This window comes from Shewanella sp. M16 (genome assembly GCF_018224605.1).
GTDB lineage: Bacteria > Pseudomonadota > Gammaproteobacteria > Enterobacterales > Shewanellaceae > Shewanella > Shewanella oncorhynchi.
In genome coordinates, this window is the sequence record NZ_JAGTUL010000009.1 from 76,742 (window position 1) to 94,341 (window position 17,600).

The 17,600-nt window shown below is 45.6% G+C and carries 13 protein-coding genes; 4 read left to right on the forward strand and 9 right to left on the reverse strand.

From position 1 onward, the window contains the following. The first annotated feature begins 445 nt into the window (after positions 1 to 445). Positions 446 to 850 carry a hypothetical protein gene (locus tag KFE26_RS08110; RefSeq protein ID WP_105251357.1) on the forward strand — a complete coding sequence of 135 codons (405 nt, stop codon included), beginning with the start codon at positions 446 to 448 and terminating at the stop codon, positions 848 to 850. Between the two features lie 133 nt (positions 851 to 983). On the opposite strand, the gene KFE26_RS08115 is transcribed toward KFE26_RS08110, so the two are convergent. From KFE26_RS08115 to cutA, 5 genes are all read right to left on the reverse strand, one after another. Further along, positions 984 to 2,018, reverse strand: a complete 1,035-nt coding sequence (locus KFE26_RS08115; protein ID WP_212600117.1) for an aldose epimerase family protein — start codon at positions 2,016 to 2,018, stop codon at positions 984 to 986. Between the two features lie 190 nt (positions 2,019 to 2,208). Then, the gene (gene galK / locus KFE26_RS08120) at positions 2,209 to 3,354 is read right to left on the reverse strand and encodes a galactokinase (protein ID WP_028761840.1); all 1,146 of its coding nucleotides are present in this window, start codon (positions 3,352 to 3,354) and stop codon (positions 2,209 to 2,211) included. A 295-nt stretch (positions 3,355 to 3,649) separates the two neighbouring features. Beyond that, positions 3,650 to 5,305: a cation:proton antiporter family protein gene (locus KFE26_RS08125; RefSeq protein ID WP_173246987.1), complete on the reverse strand. Its 1,656-nt coding sequence runs from the start codon at positions 5,303 to 5,305 to the stop codon at positions 3,650 to 3,652. Positions 5,306 to 5,486: 181 nt separating this feature from the next. After that, a complete protein-coding gene (locus tag KFE26_RS08130; RefSeq protein ID WP_212600118.1) occupies positions 5,487 to 7,322 on the reverse strand; it encodes a protein-disulfide reductase DsbD in 1,836 nt (611 codons plus the stop codon). Further along, positions 7,319 to 7,642: a divalent-cation tolerance protein CutA gene (gene cutA, locus KFE26_RS08135; RefSeq protein ID WP_212600119.1), complete on the reverse strand. Its 324-nt coding sequence runs from the start codon at positions 7,640 to 7,642 to the stop codon at positions 7,319 to 7,321. The genes KFE26_RS08130 and cutA overlap by 4 nt, the downstream gene beginning before the upstream one ends. 225 nt (positions 7,643 to 7,867) lie before the next feature. On the opposite strand from cutA, the gene KFE26_RS08140 reads away from it, so the two are divergent. Continuing rightward, positions 7,868 to 8,452 (forward strand): FxsA family protein, encoded by a 585-nt coding sequence (locus KFE26_RS08140; RefSeq protein ID WP_113940009.1) that lies wholly within the window; start codon positions 7,868 to 7,870, stop codon positions 8,450 to 8,452. Between the two features lie 282 nt (positions 8,453 to 8,734). Here KFE26_RS08140 and KFE26_RS08145 read toward each other — a convergent pair whose 3' ends face one another. From KFE26_RS08145 to KFE26_RS08155, 3 genes are all read right to left on the reverse strand, one after another. Next, on the reverse strand, positions 8,735 to 9,721 hold the full coding sequence (locus tag KFE26_RS08145) for a DUF3187 family protein (protein WP_249195623.1): 987 nt from the start codon (positions 9,719 to 9,721) through the stop codon (positions 8,735 to 8,737). A 696-nt stretch (positions 9,722 to 10,417) separates the two neighbouring features. After that, positions 10,418 to 13,504: an efflux RND transporter permease subunit gene (locus tag KFE26_RS08150; protein WP_113940008.1), complete on the reverse strand. Its 3,087-nt coding sequence runs from the start codon at positions 13,502 to 13,504 to the stop codon at positions 10,418 to 10,420. A gap of 3 nt (positions 13,505 to 13,507) precedes the next feature. Continuing rightward, the gene (locus KFE26_RS08155; RefSeq protein ID WP_113940007.1) at positions 13,508 to 14,590 is read right to left on the reverse strand and encodes an efflux RND transporter periplasmic adaptor subunit; all 1,083 of its coding nucleotides are present in this window, start codon (positions 14,588 to 14,590) and stop codon (positions 13,508 to 13,510) included. 128 nt (positions 14,591 to 14,718) lie between these two features. Here KFE26_RS08155 and KFE26_RS08160 point away from each other — a divergent pair, with 128 nt between their 5' ends. Further along, positions 14,719 to 15,708 carry a LysR family transcriptional regulator gene (locus KFE26_RS08160; protein WP_113940006.1) on the forward strand — a complete coding sequence of 330 codons (990 nt, stop codon included), beginning with the start codon at positions 14,719 to 14,721 and terminating at the stop codon, positions 15,706 to 15,708. A gap of 1 nt (position 15,709) precedes the next feature. On the opposite strand, the gene KFE26_RS08165 is transcribed toward KFE26_RS08160, so the two are convergent. Beyond that, the gene (locus KFE26_RS08165; RefSeq protein WP_212600120.1) at positions 15,710 to 17,077 is read right to left on the reverse strand and encodes an MATE family efflux transporter; all 1,368 of its coding nucleotides are present in this window, start codon (positions 17,075 to 17,077) and stop codon (positions 15,710 to 15,712) included. A 225-nt stretch (positions 17,078 to 17,302) separates the two neighbouring features. Between KFE26_RS08165 and KFE26_RS08170 the strand changes: the two genes are divergently transcribed. Continuing rightward, on the forward strand, positions 17,303 to 17,593 hold the full coding sequence (locus KFE26_RS08170) for a co-chaperone GroES (RefSeq protein WP_006086113.1): 291 nt from the start codon (positions 17,303 to 17,305) through the stop codon (positions 17,591 to 17,593). The last annotated feature ends 7 nt before the right edge of the window (positions 17,594 to 17,600 follow it).

Below are 17,600 nucleotides of genomic sequence, written 5' to 3' on the forward strand. Positions count from 1 at the left end.
TGCCATTCGAGTCAATCTAGAAGACATTCTGACATTGTAGTGGCTTAGTCATTGTTCGGTAAATATGAGTTTGTAGCGTTGTAATTAAATCTTCATGGATAACCTTGATGGTTAACTTTACAGCAACCTCCAATTGTTAACGTTGATGACTCATCAAACACCATAGATATGATTGCTTTTTCTTGGGAATAAAACTTGCCGCGTCGATTTTTTAGACTAAAGTCGTTAATGATTAAACTTTTTGGGTACTTTGGCAGAAATTAATACGTAATTAGTGAAAATTTCATGGTATGAGGCATTGATTATCGGAAATATTCTGTAAAAATACCCAGTTGAAAACGTCAGAGACTTTCAGGCGCTATTCGTGGATCAAAGCAAGCGATGCTTCGCTTATTCAGGCTAAAAAACTCATGGTGTATGTGTTGATTTAAGGGTATTAGCATATATGTATAACACAGCAAAGAAACAGGTTTGGTATGGTGAGCTGAGAACATCGAAAGGCAACGCGATTGTCGTCCATGACAACCAGCTGCCCGATGCCTCCCCAGGACGTATCTACCTATACAATACCGATCGCGATGCGATCATTGAGTATGTGGAAGATATAGTCAAAGTGAACCTATACGACTTAGATGAGGCTGCGTTAAAAGCTGCTGAGGCTAAGTTTGGTGGTGCATGGAAGGCGGCAAGATCTCAATTTATGAGTAAACATCAAGCTCGCATTGACTTGAACAACGTGAAGGAAACTGCGCCTGTACGTAAGGCGAAGCCTGAAGTTGAACCAGAAGTCGAATCTGATGCCGTTGGCGTGGATTTTGACGATGATTGGGGCGATGATTTTGATGATTAACACAGTGTCGGCCTAAGGGCTAACACTGTGAGTGTAAGGAATAAAGTAGTGTTTATTTTATTCCTTATCGCTTTATTTATTCCCTTCTGCTAAACCGCGCTTTCCTCGTTTTCTCAATTTTTATTGCGAATGGCTACGCATCGGCATCGAACTGATAACGGCTAATGTGGTGATAAACCTTGCCTGGCATTAACCAAACATCATCACCAAAGCGTTCGCCTTGATTCGGTGAGTCTGGCAGCATCTGCGGCTCTAAACACACAGCATGATGTTGATTTAATACCTGTTGATTGCGACCTACTGTGCCATTTAAAAAATTAGCACAGTACAGCTGCACACTCGGTTGATTAGTATAAACGGTCATAGCGCGACCGCTGATGGGACTGCTTAAACAGCCAAAACGGGCGAGTGAGCCATCGGGGTTATTCATCATATAACAGTGATCATAACCGCGAGTGCTTGTGAGTTCAGCGGCATGCAGCTTGTCACCTAAGCGTATTGGTTGACTTAAATCGAAAATCGACCCTGTCGTCTGGGCAATACCTGTGGGAACACTGACATCGTTCATGGTCAGATAGCGCTTGGCATCGATTTGCATCAGATGCTCGTGATTGGTCTCTGAGCCATCGAGGTTGAAATAACTGTGCTGGGTGAGGCTTACGGGACAGGCTTTATCGACCGAGGCTAAGATTTCTACGTACAAATTATTGCCTGCGAGACGGTAATCCAGCTGAACCGTGCAATTACCTGGGAAGCCCATGTCGCCATCTGGGCTCATTAAGGTCAAACGCACACCATCGGGGAGTTGACCTAGTTGCCAGTTTTTACGATTAAACCCTTCACGGCCGCCGTGTAAACAGTTAGTCGCTTGGTTTACATCTAATTGATAATCATGACCTTGATAGTGCATTTTGCCGTTAGCGATGCGATTTGCAAAGCGGCCTGCAATGGCACCTAAATGAGCCGATTGGGTCAAGTAATCTTCAGCGCTCTCACAACCTAAAACGATATTGGCACGTTCGCCGTGTTTATCTGGAGTCCACAGAGCGCGGATAATACCGCCTAAGCTGATGACTTCTAATGCGAGTATGCCATTGTCGATCCGAACCCGTTCGATTTCACCGCCGCGGGGATCTGTCCAAGGATCCAAAACACTGAAACGTACCATTTAGCTTCCCTCTGTGTTGAATATGCTCACTGCTTATTGTGTTAAATGAGTATGTTAACCCTATTATTTGCCATCAACAGCATAAAGTTCAGTGATGAATTCGTATGTTATCGACGGCGTAGTCACTCTATTCGGTTGTCTTTGGTTTAAGTGCGGCTAAGTGCTTGTTCTAGCAAATTGCCTGTTCTGGCTAGTTATCGATGCGACCCGCGCCAGCGCTGGCGGAACATAAATACACTGTGGCATCGATGGCGGTTTTTTCGAAGAATTCATGTTCAACGGCGGCAACAACAGCGTCAGTCAGTTCATGGTCGACCAAGGCGACCACGCAGCCGTCGGTCATGCGGATGCCACCACGCTCGCCAATCACTTGGCTGACAATTTCAACTAAAGTATCAAATTCGGGTAGTGTGACTTCAAAATCATCACGCAGTGAAGCATGGGATTCAGCCATTAAACGACTGAATTTTTGGATGTTATTTTGCTCTAAGGCGCGAGCAGCATTTTGAGTTCTTTGGTTTTCAGTGACTACGTGTTTCGCTCGGCGGTATAGCACTTCATCTAAATCGGCCTTTGCGCTTTCTAGTTGGCGTAAATCGAGGTGACGCAGTGCATCTAAGCCAAAGTACTCTGCCGCTTGTGCACACTCAGTGCGACGTTGCTCATTGGTCGCGGCTAAGCGTTGTTTCTCGATATGGGCATCTATGATGATAAGGCTTAGGTTTTCTGGAATGGGAATGGCTTCGCTATCGAGATCTAAGCAGTCAATCAGGAGTGCATGGTCTTGTTCACCCATGGCGCTGCACATTTGATCCATGATGCCACAGGCCGACTCAACATACCTGTGCTCGCCGCGCTGTGCGAGTTGCGCCACCGCCATTGGGGATAAATGCAGTTGGCTGGTATCACTAATGGCTGTACCGAAGGCGACAACGAGTGCACCTGAAGATGAAAGACCTGCGGCAAGTGGCACATCGCCCACAATGGCTAAGTCTAAGCCCTTGGCTAATAAGCCAGTTTGCGCCATAGCCGCAGTAAAACCTTTGAGGTAATTCACCCAGCCATCTTGCGGGTCCATGTCGTTTTCTTGGCCGAAAACCCACTCTTTAATTTGTCCGGGAAACGCATCGGCGACGGCTCGAAACTTAGTATCGTCACGGCGTTTTACCGCAATCACTGTATGAAAATTAATGGCTGCCGGGAGTACAAAACCGTCGTTGTAATCCGTGTATTCACCGATCAGATTGACTCGCCCCGGGGCTTGATATAAATCGTCGGCTTTAGTGCCAAAGGTTTGGACAAATAACTTCGTGGCGCGTTGCGCAGGGTTTGACATGCTGTAAAAAATTCCAAAAAAGCTGAGCTAATTTCGTTACCGTCATCGATTTATATCACGACTGAGTCAGTGATGTAACTGAGATTTTTTGCTGAAATGGCGATAGGCTGCAATGAGTAAATCGATACTGGGATGAGGAGGCAAAATAGCGTATTGAGTGTTTTATCTAGTTAATTGATTTGTAAAGATTAGTCAGCATTTAGTTGGATGCCGCACAAACTGGCAGAGGATGTTACTGCTCGTTTGTGCGACCTGTTATGGCGTGATTTTAATTTAATGCAGCATTAGCATGCACTTAACTACGTGGCTCCACATTAAGTTTAGGATCAGGCACTTGTACTGTATCTTCCGCTGGAACTGTGTTTTTCTCCGAGTTTTGCAATAGCTCGTAAATAACATGATCCACAAAACCGGCACCCGCGGCTTCGTACAGGTTGTACACACTGTGTACCCCCGATTCTCGAAGCGCCGCTGCATCGTCACTGTACTGCACAATTGCACTGATTTTGCCTTGATAATTCAGTTTTTTTAGTTGCTCAACTGCAAACATATTTCCCGCGTGGTGCGGCATGGCTAGCAGTACCAGTTCAAGATTAGGTGCTCTGTCGAGTTTCTCCCAAAAGTCGGTATCTGAGGCGTCACCTTGCACTACATTGCGACCCTTTGTTTTATGTAAGTCGACTAAGTCTTGCTTGTGTTCAATACCGAGAATTTCGCCGTCAAATTGTTCCCTGAGTTCATCATAGGCACCGCTACCAATACGGCCCATGCCTAAGATTAAAAAGCGTGGATTGCCAATGGCTATGGGCCTATCTTCTGGATGCAATGGGCGTTTTTCAAGCTTGATTAAACGCTGTTGGAATCGCTGGTAGATATTACCGACGGTGGCGTTAAGTGGCGCGGCGAGTAAAAAACTAAAGCTTAATGCCACTGCGATGATCACTAGCCACTCGGGAGGTAACCAACCTTTATAGGTGGCTACTGCGGCGACGATCAAACCGAATTCACTGAAGTTACCTAGGTTAAATGAGCCCAACATAGAGGTACGTGAACGCAGCTTAAAGCGGGTAAGAATGTAAACAAACAGCAGAATTTTGAGTGGCACTAACAACACCAATAGCGCCGCGAGTACGATATCCGATACCGTAGGTAAGCCATTGAGCCCTATGGTTAAGAAGAAGGCAACGAGGAAGAGTTCTTTAAAATAGAATAGGGATTTTGCCAGCTCGGAGGATTTTTTGTGGCCCGCCAACAAGATACCGATAATCAGTGCGCCGAGATCGGGTTTTAAGCCAACAGATTCAAATAACCAAGCGCCAACCACGAGTGCCATGACTAGGCCGAAGAGCACTAAGAGTTCACCGTGGCCGACACGGTCGAACGCTTTATAGATGAGTGGTTTAGCCAGTGGCAGTAAGAGTAATGCAAAGGCCCATACCGAAGGTACATCGCCTTTAGAAATGGTTAAAAACAGTACGGCGAAGATATCCTGCATAATCAAGATACCAATAGCGACCCGGCCGTAGAGGGATTGCACGTCGCCTTTATCTTCTAACACTTTGACCGCAAATACGGTGCTGGAGAAGCTTAACGCGAAGGCAATTAACGTCAGTTGTTCTAGGTTCAGACTCGTGAGTTGGCTTAAGCCCAGTAAGCCGAAGAGTTTTAGAATCGGCACAAAAATCACGATTGATAGTACTAAGTGCACACTCGAACCCGCCCACACTTCGGCCTTGAACAGGCTACGAATATCGAGTTTTAACCCTATGGCGAACAACAGTAAAGTGACGCCTAGGCTGGCGAGTTCTTGCAGTAATGGCAGGCTTTCTTTATCTATTCCTAAGATGAACAGTACAAAGCCTGCCACTAAGTAGCCGATGAGCGGAGGGAGTCCTATACGGCTGACGAGCATGCCGCAGATGAGTGTAATAATGAGGATGCCTGGTTCCATGATGCTCCAATCTAAAAAGTCTAAAATTGTAAGTGATTGTATAAGAAATCTATGACACTTGGATAAAAAAGCGGACTTTTAATGAAAAAAGTCCGCTTTTTATTGGTGTTGCGGTAAATACACTTGGCTGTTAAAACACGCGCGAACTAAATCACTCCGCTGGTCTAAGCCTAAATCGTCACTATTTCACGAGATGATCTAAATGGGTTGCAAAATCTTTGGGGCCCATAAAACCAGTCACGCGTAAATCTTCCCTTTGCTCACCTTGTTCGTTAAACATCAACAGCGTAGGCAAACCGAGCACATTGTATTTTTCGAGTAAGGCCACATCGACCTTGTCACTCTTAGTCACATCCGCTTGTAGCAGCACGATTTTATTCATGCGGGCTAACACGTCGGCATCTTTAAAGGTGATGGCTTCGAACTCTTTACAGGCAACACACCAATCGGCGTACAGATCGAGCATCACAGGCTTACCTTGGGCGGTAGCGGCTGCAATTTCTTGCTCAAGATCTTCAATGGATTTAATGCGTTTAAAGCCATGGACTTCTTCGGTCGTCGCCGCAGTGCCTACGGAATTGTTATTAAAACCAAAGTGTCCCATCACAGCTTGGAATCCGTAGGAGAAGCTCGCCAGTAGCGCCAGCGTTAATAGCACTGAACGGACAGTCTGTTTCCAGTTAAATTCACTGAGTTTGTTCTGATGCATCAAGTAGCCGGTGAAGCTTACGCCCCACAGTGACCAAAGCACATCGGATACTACGCCTGTCCAAATACGGCCAAACATCACGATAGATACAGCGATCAGCAGGAATCCGAAGATAGTCTTGATGATATCCATCCAAGCGCCGGCTCTCGGTAATAATTTACCGCCTGAGGTGCCGATAATCAGTAGAGGTAATCCCATACCCATGCTGAGTACATACAGGGCTAAGAAACCTTGGAGTAGGTCGCCGGTTTGCGCCACATAAACGAGTGCACCCGACAGCGGCGCGGTAGTACAAGGTGATGCGACAAGGCCAGAAATCACGCCCATTAAGAACACGCCAACTAAGTTGCCGCCTTTTTGATTATTCGAGACTGAGTTCATCTTCTCCTGCCAGCTCGATGGCAGTTTCAAATCGTATAGGCCAAACATAGATAAGCTGAGCACAAAGAACAAAATCGCGAGTACGACTAATACGGCAGGATGTTGTAATGCCGCTTGGTATTTTAGTCCCGCCGATGCAACCACTAACCCTAAGATAGAGTAAGTGATTGCCATGCCTTGGACATAAGCCATGGACAAGGTAAAGGCTTTTGCGGTTGAGAGCTTTTGCCCTTGGCCGACAATAATACCCGACAAAATCGGATACATAGGGAATACGCAGGGCGTTAATGCCAGACCGACACCTAGACCAAAGAAAATCACTAAAGTCCAAATTAAACTGTCGTTCGACAGCATTTGGCTCAGGGTATCTTGCTGAGTAATGGGTTGCGTATTGGTTTTATTGGCAGTGCTTGGCTCAGTGCTGGTTTGCTCAGTCGTCGTGGTTGATTCGGCGCCTGCAATTAAGCCATCGTTGGCTGCAATCGCCTTTAAAACGACTTCATGCTTGGTCGGTGGATAACACAATTTACCTTCGGCACAACCCATAAAGGTCACTGTGAGTGTGGCATTTTCATCGGCCTGTTTTAAACCAACGGGAATATCGACATAGGTATAATAGACTTCTTGCTTACCAAAATACTCATCTTCATGGGGCTTTCCCTTTGGTAGAGCGACCGTGCCTAACTCGGCACCATTGACGCTAAATTTAAGCTTGTCGCGGTACATATAGTAACCGTCGGCAATCACCCAATTGAGTTTGACCTGATTACCTTCCTGCTTGGAATCGAAGACAAATGCTTGATCGACAGGCATCAATTCAGGCTCACCCTTCATGAAGTCGAATTTGTTATCGAAAACCCCTTCACTATGAGCTAAGGGCGCAAGAAGCAATAAAGAAGTGAAAATAAGGCTGAGTAGTTTTTTCATGGCTGAGTGTTGTCTTTTATCCAATCTAAGTAGGCTGGTAGCCCGTGGGTCACAGGCACGGCAATAATTTCGGGTACTTGATAAGGGTGAAGCCTAAGCACAAGTTGTTCTAACTCTGTATATCGACTTTGTAAACATTTAATCTGTAAGCTAAATTCTTGCTCTTCACAGATTTTTCCTTCCCAAGCATAAATTGAACGTATCGGGGCGGAAATCTGAACACAAGCGGCAATACGCGACTCAATTAAAGCTCGGGCCAAAGTATTGGCTTGTACTTCATTGGGGCAGGTAGTGCTAACCACTAAATACTGATGCTGCATAGTGTTAGGTATCGTCTCTTAAGAATTTTAAAGTTCGCTTAAGCCAACTTCGTTAGGCTACTTTACGTGTTTTAATGGTCTCATACATTAGCGGGTTAACAAAAGGGTGAGCTAAATATCAGTGTTTTGCTCCCTTACTTCGTCCTAATGGTTATCCTGACTTGAATTAAGACCGGATAACCCCCATTTAGTTTACAGAGATAGTCAGATAAACCTGAGGTCGGTATGTTTTTCATTATTTTTTTACTCTTTGTGCTGATCCCAGTAATAGAGCTGTCGGTGCTGATCCGTGTGGGTGAAGTGCTTGGCACTTGGACTACCATAGGTTTAGTGCTCTTTACCGCCGTGCTCGGGGTCTCTCTGGTTCGCAGCCAAGGCTTAAACACCTTAATGCAAGTACAACAAAAACTCGCCCGCGGTGAAGCACCGGGGCAAGAAATTGTCGAGGGCATGATGTTAGCTATGGCGGGCATCTTGCTCGTGATCCCCGGTTTTGTAACCGATGCCATTGGCCTATTATTCTTGACGCCATTAACCCGTCGTCCCATTGCTGCCTTGTTGTTCAAACGCATGCAGTTACGGGTTGTTGCCGGTTTACAGGGCACAATGCACGGTGGCTTTCAAGCGGGCCAAGGCCCCTTTGGGCCTAAGCCACAGGACCCATTTGGCCAAGCGCCATTTGATGATAGTGTGAAAAAGGACGGTAATGTGTTTGAGGGAGACTTTGAACATAAAGTCGATCCAAGTGATATCAAACCCGCTAGCCATCAACTCTCTGATAAAGCGCAGGACAAAGACCCTAAGTCTTAGTATGAGTCTCGTATTGTCTTAGTCGCTTGTTGCGTTAGTTTGTTATTGGATTAACTCATTTGATTATCGTGTTTATTCGCTTGAGTTTGCTCCCTAATATCCCTTAGATACCAGTGGCCCACTGAATCAATCTGACCTGTGCCGCTGGTTCACTTCCCCCGTAATAGCCATTTCACTCTTAAAAAAACTCCAATACTAATAACCCGCTCACTCAGCATAAGAGTTAACATGATATTAGAGAAAAGCTTTTTTATCGCATTCATGCGATAAAGTAAGGTATTTTTAAATCATGACTCTGTACCCAAGAGAAAAAGCAATATCAGTGCTGTTGTCCATGTTGAGTAGGTTTTCGACGATAGTAAATTCAATTGCACTGTTATTCAGATAATACCTATAGCCTAGAAATACTTCGTGAGAAGGTTTTGAAAAGTCATTATCTGTTTTGAGTAAACCTTCATAGTGATGTAATTCAATAAGCCAACCATGGCGTCCCATTAAATACTCATAACCTAAAGATAACATTACTGCATGATCTTTATAGTCTAATCCAGATAGACTTTCATCATTTTGTCTAAAGCTTATACCTGTAGTGGAGTAAAAATGATGCATTCCAGATGTATAGCTATAATTCAGCTGTAATGCTTGTTCAAAACGGTTATCTACAAATGGGCCAGAGTTAACATGGTTGTAATATAAGCTGCCACCTATTGATAGACCATAATTATCCTCACTAAGCAATTGATATTCTAAATAGAAATTTAGGGCATTCGTTAGCGTATCGCCAGAAAGATCAGGTTGATTTATACCATTCTTTGAAAATATTTGGTTTTTGTCTTTGATTGTATTGTCGCGGCCATTTTGACCCACACCAAATGCATCATGAAACCAGATAGTGACTGAGTCAAGATGGTTATCCCCACTAAAACTCCACTTATAATTAGTATCAAACATCCATTTTTTAGTGAGTTGCCACTTTATTCCGCCATTAAGAGAATTATGATAATAGTCAGCATAGTAATCGTCAGTTTCAGCCCATACACTTGCTACTGTTGCAGATCCGTATACCTCTTTTTTCCCTTCAGGCAGTGCAAATCCTGAACGAAGCAGAGGCGTTAAGCTACCCGCATGTGTAGGTGATTGGGCATGCACACGAAGTGGCCCATAATGACTATAATTGATATTTTCTGCGAAAGTATTCGGTAAAAATATTACCGTATAAACTAGATGTGCTCTAATAGTCACAAATAAAATTTTCTTTGCATATTTCATCGAAAACTCTTTTTTAGCTAATCTCTATTAAAAGCAATGTTTTGTAGTGAGGCTGATATTATGTATAAATGACTTAAATTTTGTCTGTTTGAAGCAATAAGGTTTTTGATTAGACAGATTTCTAATTGATTTTAGAATTAAAAACTACAAAAAACATACCATAATAGTACAAGTGCGAGCCAGAATGACCTACAGATAAACGGGATTGTAGTGAGTATTAGTAAAGTGCTAATAACTGCCAGTAATATTGTCTGTTTACTCATTGTCTGGACGCTATCAAAGCGTAATTTCATGATGTTTCTCAAACATAAATTATTATGCTAACAAAGCAATAACATTATTTATGTTGTTAGTTATAGGTAGTGGTATTTCAGATGGCATTGTAAATGAATAATCAGCACTAAATATACCGCTGCTATTTACTCGTGTAAATGTGTGTAACAGGTAATTGTCCCGTATTAGCGGTGAAAATATGGAACTGATAGTTCATGTTTTTTAATTAATATATTTATTTATCAGTCATATTAGTTATCGTAATTAAAGACCAATCTCAGTTTGCCAAACTTGTTTATCTAATGGATGTGCTTGTTTAAATTGCCCCTCAAACCGCAATAGATCAAAAATGAAATGGCCAGCCAGCCACGAATGACTGACCGGCCGCGCCGGGAAGCGTTTTTGGATAAAATGCGGAGCAGGTTAGCTGGGTGATTGACCTCCTGTTGCCGTCGCTTTGATATTGAATACTAGGCTGTACATCACTGGCAGTACGATGAGCGTCAGCAGAGAAGCGAAGCCTAGACCGAAAATAATTGTAATCGCCATAGAACCGAAAAACGCGTCGGGGATCAGCGGTATCATCCCGAGCATAGTGGTTATCGCGGCCATCATCACTGGACGAACACGGCTGACACAGGAGTCGATTAAGGCAAAATAGGCTGGTTTACCTTCACTGAGCTCGAGGTTGATCTGATCGACCAAGACAATACCGTTTTTAATCACCATGCCCGACAAACTCAGTAATCCGAGTAGTGCCATAAAGCTGAAGGGCGCATCGAACAACAAGAGTCCCGCTGAAACCCCAATCAATGCCAGTGGCACAGTAAACCAGATCACTAAGGGCTGACGCACTGAGTTGAACAAGAATACGGTAATCAAAAACATCGCCAGATAACCTAAGGGAATTGAGCTAAATACCGACGCTTGTGCTTCACCTGCGGTTTCAAATTCACCGCCCCATTCCAAGCGGTAACCCGCGGGCAAGCTGATCGCTTCGACCTGGTCTTTGATTTTGCGCAGTACAGAATCGGCGGTTTCATTGCTACCAAGCTTAGGATCAGCCATTACTGCGAGCATGCGCATGCGATCGCGGCGCATCACCAGTGGATTTTCCCACTCAGTGTTGAAGCTACTGACTACTTGGGTGGCGGGCACAAAGGTATTGTGTTCGTTGCTCCAAATTTGCAGCTTCCACAGGCTGTCCGCTTGCAAACGTTCTTCGGCGGGCGCTCTGGCGACTATCGGCAACAAGTGGCTGGTTTCTCGGTATAAACCTATTTGCTTACCGCTAAAGTTAACCAATAGGGCATTGTCGAGGTCTTGCTTACTGATCCCTGTTTCCCGCGCTTGGGCATTTTCCAGTTGCGGACGGATCAACGGCACTTGATTACGCCAGTTGTGACGTATGCCATCCATGCTCGGTTCGGCGTGGAAAATCGCCTCGGCTTGAGCACCTAAAGCGCGCAGCACTTCTGGGTTATCACCGTAAAAGCGTGCCTCAATTTTGGCGGCGGGCGAAGGGCCGTTCTCCATGTTTTTTAAACGATATTGTGCCTGTGGGAAACGTTGATTTAACAAGGTTTCTAATTCAGGCATATAGGCTTTAACTGCGTCTAAATCCTGCATTTCTACAATCAACTGGGCAAAGGCGGGATAGCCTTTTTCTGGCTGATAGGGCAGTACGAAGCGCTGCGAACCTTGGCCAATAACGGTTGTTAAGTGTTTTAGCCCAACGTCTTTTTGCTCGTCCAGCGCAAGCATTAACTTCTCGATATCAGCGGTAAAACGCTCGGTCGCCTTGATGTCAGTCCCCTCTGGCATCCAGATATCCACAAAGAAAATCGGCGTGTTAGAAGCAGGAAAGAACACATTCTTGATATGACCAAAGCCCACCACAGCGCTGAAAAGCATAGCGATAACCAGCAGTATGCTCACCAGCCTAAAGCGCAGTGCCACAATTAAGCTTGTGCGATATAAGCTGAAGAACCAGCCCTTGTAGGGGTCTTGGGCTTCTTCATCGCTCGGCGCATCTTTAAATAACAGATGACAGAAAAACGGCGTGAGTGTGATGGCGGTGATCCAGCTGATAAACAGCGAAATCATCAACACTTGGAATAAAGAACGGCAGAATTCACCGGCGGCATTTTGCGATAAGCCAATGGGCGCAAAGGCAATAATGGCAATTACAGTCGCGCCCAATAGCGGCCACTGGGTTTGGGACACTATCTGTTTGGCCGCTTCCAAACGGGTCTTACCGCGACGGATACCAATTAAAATGCCTTCAGTAACGACAATGGCGTTATCGACCAACATACCAAGGGCAATAATGAGTGCGCCGAGGGAGATGAGCTGTAGATCAATCCCGAGCACTTTCATCACGATAAAAGTGCCTAGAATCGTCAGCAGTAAGATCAGGCCCATCAATAGACCTGAGCGCAATCCCATAAACAGCAGAAGCACGGCGATCACTATGGCAATGGATTCCATTAGGTTGATTAAGAAGCCGTTAACTGTCTCATCTACCGCCTGACTCTGATTATAAACCGTCGCTAAATTCATGCCGATTGGGCGTTGTGATTCAAGCTCGGCTAAACGGTCACTGACCTTTTGCCCGATTTCGACTACATTCACACCGCTAGAGAAAGAAATCCCCAGCGATAACGCTGCTTCACCTTTATTGTGATAAAGCACGTTAGGGGTTTCGTCATAATCCCTTTCAATATTGGCAATGTCGCCAAGGTAAATCAGCTCAGAGCTACCCGGAGGGCTGACGATCAAACGCGCGAGATCCTGCACATTGCTAAATTCGCCCGTGGGATGAATGCGGATACGGTTATCGCCAATCACTAAGCTGCCCGCGTTAGAGACGACGTTTTGATTGTTCACTAAGCCATAGATATAGCTCTGATCTAACCCCAGTGCCGACAGCTTTTGCTGGGAGATTTCAATCACGACTTGCTCGGTGACGTTGCCAGCAACAGAAACCTTTTTCACTCCAGGTACTAGCACTAGCTCGCGGCGCAGATAGTCGGCGTAATTGCTCAACTCGCGGTTGCTGTAATCAGGTCCCGAAAGGTTAAATAAAATGCCATACACATCGCCAAAGTCGTCCATCACCTGTGGCGTTGCTGTGCCTGGCGGCAAGTTTCCCGCAGCATCATTAACTTTACGACGCACTTCATCCCACACCTGCGGCAGGCTGGTTTTATCGTAGCTTTCTTTAATCTCGATTTGGATTTGTGACAAACCCGCACTATTAATTGAAGTCACATGCTTAATGGCGTCGAGTTGCTGCAGGGCATCTTCGAGCGGTAATGTCACTTCTTCTTCAACTTGCTCAGGCGATGCACCGGGATAAGCCGTGATCACTAAAGCTTCTTTAATGGTAAATTCGGGGAATTCTAGTTGCCCCAAACCAGTAAAACTGACGCCACCACCCACGAGTAGTAGCAACACAAACATCCAACTGATGACTTTGTGGCGTATCGAATACTCTGCAATGTTCATCAATTACACCCCACGCTGCCAGCGTAGTGGTTTGACTTTCATGCCATCGGATAATTGAGACACTCCAGCGCTGACGATGAGATCGCCCTTGTTGACGCCCGTTAAAATCTCAACACCTTGATTACTCACGCGTCCTAGCGTCACCATCGTCGGTTTTACTTCACCCGATTGCGCTTGATAAATCCACACTTGCACTTGGCCATCTTGGTCGCGCTTATCGATAGCGGTCACTGGCACTACCGTTGACGCGAGGGCACTAGGATTTTTGACTAAGGCTAAGGTCAACTCGGCACTCATTCCTGGAAGTAACTGAATATCTTGAGGTTGAGGTAACGAAAACACCACTTCATAGGCTTGGGTACCCGGCGTGACTTGAGTCGAGTATTCTTTAAATTTGGCATCGAAACTTTGCTCGGGGAAGGCACTAAAACGCACCTTAGCTGTAAAATGAGCTTGATCGGTATATTGCTTCAAACCCGCCGCCATCGACTCGGGAACTTGAATGCTAATATCGAGCAAGTTATTGTTCTGTAATGTTAATACCCCTTGGTTTGCTTGCACTATTTGGTGGTTATCCACCAAACGTTTGGCGACCGTACCGCTAAAAGGTGCCGTTAAACGGGTGTAACTCAGTTGATCGCGTGCAGCGGCTAAGGCGGCGGTGGCCGATTTGAGTTGCGCTTGAGTGCTATCAAACTCAGATTGTGAAATCAGCTTGCGATTGAGTAGCTCGACTTTACGTTTAAAGTCAGCGGCTAACAGTTCATGCTCCGCCTCACGGGTCATTAAATTATTGTGGGCGTCCCTGTCATCAAGTTTTGCGAGTAAGCTACCTTGAGTGACTCTTTGCCCTTCAACTAATGCCAATTCTGTTAATTGTCCTGAAATGCGGAACGATAATTCTGCGCGACTATTGGCGGCAACGCGGGCTGGAAATGTTCTGAAATCTCCGTCTTCTACATTGAGTACTTCAAACAGTTTAACCGGACGAATTGTTGCCACTTGCACTGAACTTTCCGCAGGCGAACAACCACTGATCAGGGCTGGAAGCAGCATTGTCAGCGGCAAGAGTCGATATGATTTCATGGTGGAGATTTCCTAGTTAACAAATTGTCAGCATTTCTGGGCGCGAAGATACCAGCTAAATTAGTTGCAATAAACGGGATACTTTGGGATTATCAGTCCCACATAATGAGATTGAACTTAAGGTCAAAATGAAGACAGAGGACTTAGCGTTATTCCACCGAATTGCTGAAACCGGTAGTTTGATTGAAGCGGCGGATTTACTTAACTTACCTAAATCGACTGTGAGTCGGCGTTTGCAAGCCTTGGAAGATGAGCTGAACATTAAATTGTTCCACCGTCAGAGCCGCTCTATGACGCTCACTTCTGCGGGCAGCCATTTTTACCAGCGTTCGCAGAATATTTTGGCTCAGCTCGACGAAACCCTCTTCGAAATGACCAATGACGATGCTGAGATCAGCGGGCATTTGCGCATTCAAATGTTCCCTATCCACAGCATGAAAATCTTGATGCAAGCCATTTTCCGCTTTATGGATATGCATCCTAAACTCACCTTAGAAGTCATCAGCAGTTCAGAATCCGTTGATATGGTGAAACATAATCTCGATGTGGCCTTTGTGGTCGAGCCTGCGTTGGATACCTTAGATTTAGTAGTGCGGCCGATTTTTACTACTGACTTACGTTTTTACGCGAGTCCTCAATATTTAGCTGCACACGGTACACCTAAAACACCGAAAGAGATTGAAGCACATAATGTGTCTATGTTCCGTTTATCCAACGGCAAAATCTTTAATGAGTTATTTATCGGTTCAGAACAAGAGGTGAGAGTCAGAGGTAATTTCTGCTCCAACAGTATTGAAGTGGCGGTTGAGTTTGGATTGCAAGGACGCGGCATAGTGTATGCGCCTGCTGAAGTCGTGGATGAATATGTACAAAGCGGTGAGTTAGTGACTTTGTTACCTGAAATCCAACCCCACCAAGGCGAGTGTTTCTTAGCTTATCCATCAAGACGTTACGTGAGTTTAGCCTGTCGACGCTTTATCGACTATATCATGCAAGAGCTAGTGCCAAATGGCGTGCCGATCAACATGAGCGAGCAAGGCCCACGTCGATCCTGCAAAGCCTCTACGGGAGCGTTTTCAGACGACGTGTTGCGCTTTCCCGTTAAAAAATCAAGCTAGTTTACCCCTCGCTAATGGCGTTTGCGGTCGTGATCTTTGTGGGCTCACAGATCCGCTGCGCCAGCCAGTAACAGGCAATTCCCATCAAAATATTGGTCACAGGTAGCGCGAGCAGCAGGCCTTTAACGTCACCTATATACGATCCCAAGGCTGCTAGCGGCAGCATGAGCAGTACTAAGCGGCACAGATTGATGACTAATGAACTCATAGGCCTGTGGTAGGCATTGAGGGAGGTCGCGACAATAATCACTATACCCAAAGGTCCGTAGGCACAGGGCAGCACTAAGATATAAAAACTCAGCCATTCGATAACCTGCGGATCGGTACTGAATAAATGCGCGATAGGCTCGGCTAAAAAGATCAGTGGGATATAGAGTAAAGTCTGGAAAATAAAGATAAATTTTATCGATAATAGCAGGGCTTCTTTTGCTCTGTGTGGCTGTCCTGCCCCTAAGTTTTGCGCAATAAAGGGCATTAAACTCGACGACAGTGCCATCACCACTATTAATAGTACTGACTCTAATCGAGTACCGGCACCAAAGGCTGCCACGGCGCTGTGATCGATATGCGCCAACATGGCCATAATAATGGCATTGGCTAGTGGATTGATTAAATTCATCAAGGCGGCGGGTTGTGCGATATGGGCTAATTTGCTCCAGTTCGCGCGCATTCTGTCTATGTCAAAGGCGGTCCATTCGAGCATTTTGCGCCTGACAATCAACAAATATCCCGACAAAGATAAGGCAATCAACCAAGCGAACAGGGTTGCAATCGCGGCGCCTTGGATTTCTAAACGTGGAAATGGCCCAATACCAAAAATCAATAACGGATCGAGGATAAGATTGATGAGCGCCGCCAGCGCCATGATCATCGCCGGCGAGCGGGTGTCGCCAGTGGAACGTAAGCCTTGATTGCCTACCATCAACAATACCAGCAGCGGTGCGCTGACATACCAGTAAATCATATAGTCGTGGATCAGCGGCAAGCTGTCATTGTTTGCCCCGAGTAAGCGAAACAGTGGCGTAATAAAAATGCTACCCAGTGCGGCTAAACTGGCGATCAAGACAAAGGTGAGCAATAAGGCATCATGCAAGAACACTTTGGCCTTATGGGCATTACCCGAACCGAACAGTCGGCCTAAATTAGTCGAGACACCAGCGCCAATACCAATGGCGATGCTAGAGATCACTAAGGTCACCGGGAAGGTAAAACTGATGGCGGCTAAGGCTTCGGTGCCCAATTGGCTGATAAAAAAAGTGTCAGCGAGGCTGAAACCTAGAATGGTCATAATGCCAATTAAGTTGGGGAGGCTCATGTTGAGCAGTACACGACCAATTGGCGCGGTGAGCAGCCCGTGTCTGTCTTTCATGGAAAAATAGTGCCTTGTTAGCGAGCGGAGGCGAGATTCTAGCAGGATTGTGCGGACTTGAAAAAACCGACATCAAAAAATTGAAGTTTTTTTTTGTAAATGCCCTTGGATCTCGACACTGTCAGCCCCATATCTCAGACAGCAAAAGAGCAGACTAAGGTGTCTGTTTTTTTAATCACAAATAGGCTCGATTGTAGGGCATCAAATCATTAGGAGAGTTCATAGATGAATATTCGTCCATTACATGACCGCGTAATCGTTAAGCGTCTAGAAGTTGAATCTACATCAGCGGGTGGCATAGTACTGACCGGTAGCGCCGCTGAAAAATCAACTCGCGGTGAAATCCTTGCTGTGGGCAATGGCCGTATTTTAGAAAATGGCACAGTTAAGCCACTGGATGTCAAAGTGGGTGACGTGGTGATCTTCAACGAAGGTTACGGCGTTAAGAAAGAAAAAATCGACGGTCAAGAAGTCTTGATCCTGTCGGAAGCTGACCTGATGGCAGTAGTGGGTTAATCCTCAG

Coding starts and splice junctions, on each gene's coding strand:
- KFE26_RS08115 (WP_212600117.1), bottom strand. CDS start 2,018: ATGGTACGTTTCAGTGTTTTGGATCCTTGGACAGATCCCCGCGGCGGT.
- KFE26_RS08140 (WP_113940009.1), top strand. CDS start 7,868: ATGTTTTTCATTATTTTTTTACTCTTTGTGCTGATCCCAGTAATAGAG.
- KFE26_RS08145 (WP_249195623.1), bottom strand. CDS start 9,721: ATGAAATATGCAAAGAAAATTTTATTTGTGACTATTAGAGCACATCTA.
- KFE26_RS08125 (WP_173246987.1), bottom strand. CDS start 5,305: ATGGAACCAGGCATCCTCATTATTACACTCATCTGCGGCATGCTCGTC.
- KFE26_RS08155 (WP_113940007.1), bottom strand. CDS start 14,590: ATGAAATCATATCGACTCTTGCCGCTGACAATGCTGCTTCCAGCCCTG.
- KFE26_RS08110 (WP_105251357.1), top strand. CDS start 446: ATGTATAACACAGCAAAGAAACAGGTTTGGTATGGTGAGCTGAGAACA.
- KFE26_RS08170 (WP_006086113.1), top strand. CDS start 17,303: ATGAATATTCGTCCATTACATGACCGCGTAATCGTTAAGCGTCTAGAA.
- KFE26_RS08130 (WP_212600118.1), bottom strand. CDS start 7,322: ATGAAAAAACTACTCAGCCTTATTTTCACTTCTTTATTGCTTCTTGCG.
- KFE26_RS08150 (WP_113940008.1), bottom strand. CDS start 13,504: ATGAACATTGCAGAGTATTCGATACGCCACAAAGTCATCAGTTGGATG.
- galK (WP_028761840.1), bottom strand. CDS start 3,354: ATGTCAAACCCTGCGCAACGCGCCACGAAGTTATTTGTCCAAACCTTT.
- cutA (WP_212600119.1), bottom strand. CDS start 7,642: ATGCAGCATCAGTATTTAGTGGTTAGCACTACCTGCCCCAATGAAGTA.
- KFE26_RS08160 (WP_113940006.1), top strand. CDS start 14,719: ATGAAGACAGAGGACTTAGCGTTATTCCACCGAATTGCTGAAACCGGT.
- KFE26_RS08165 (WP_212600120.1), bottom strand. CDS start 17,077: ATGAAAGACAGACACGGGCTGCTCACCGCGCCAATTGGTCGTGTACTG.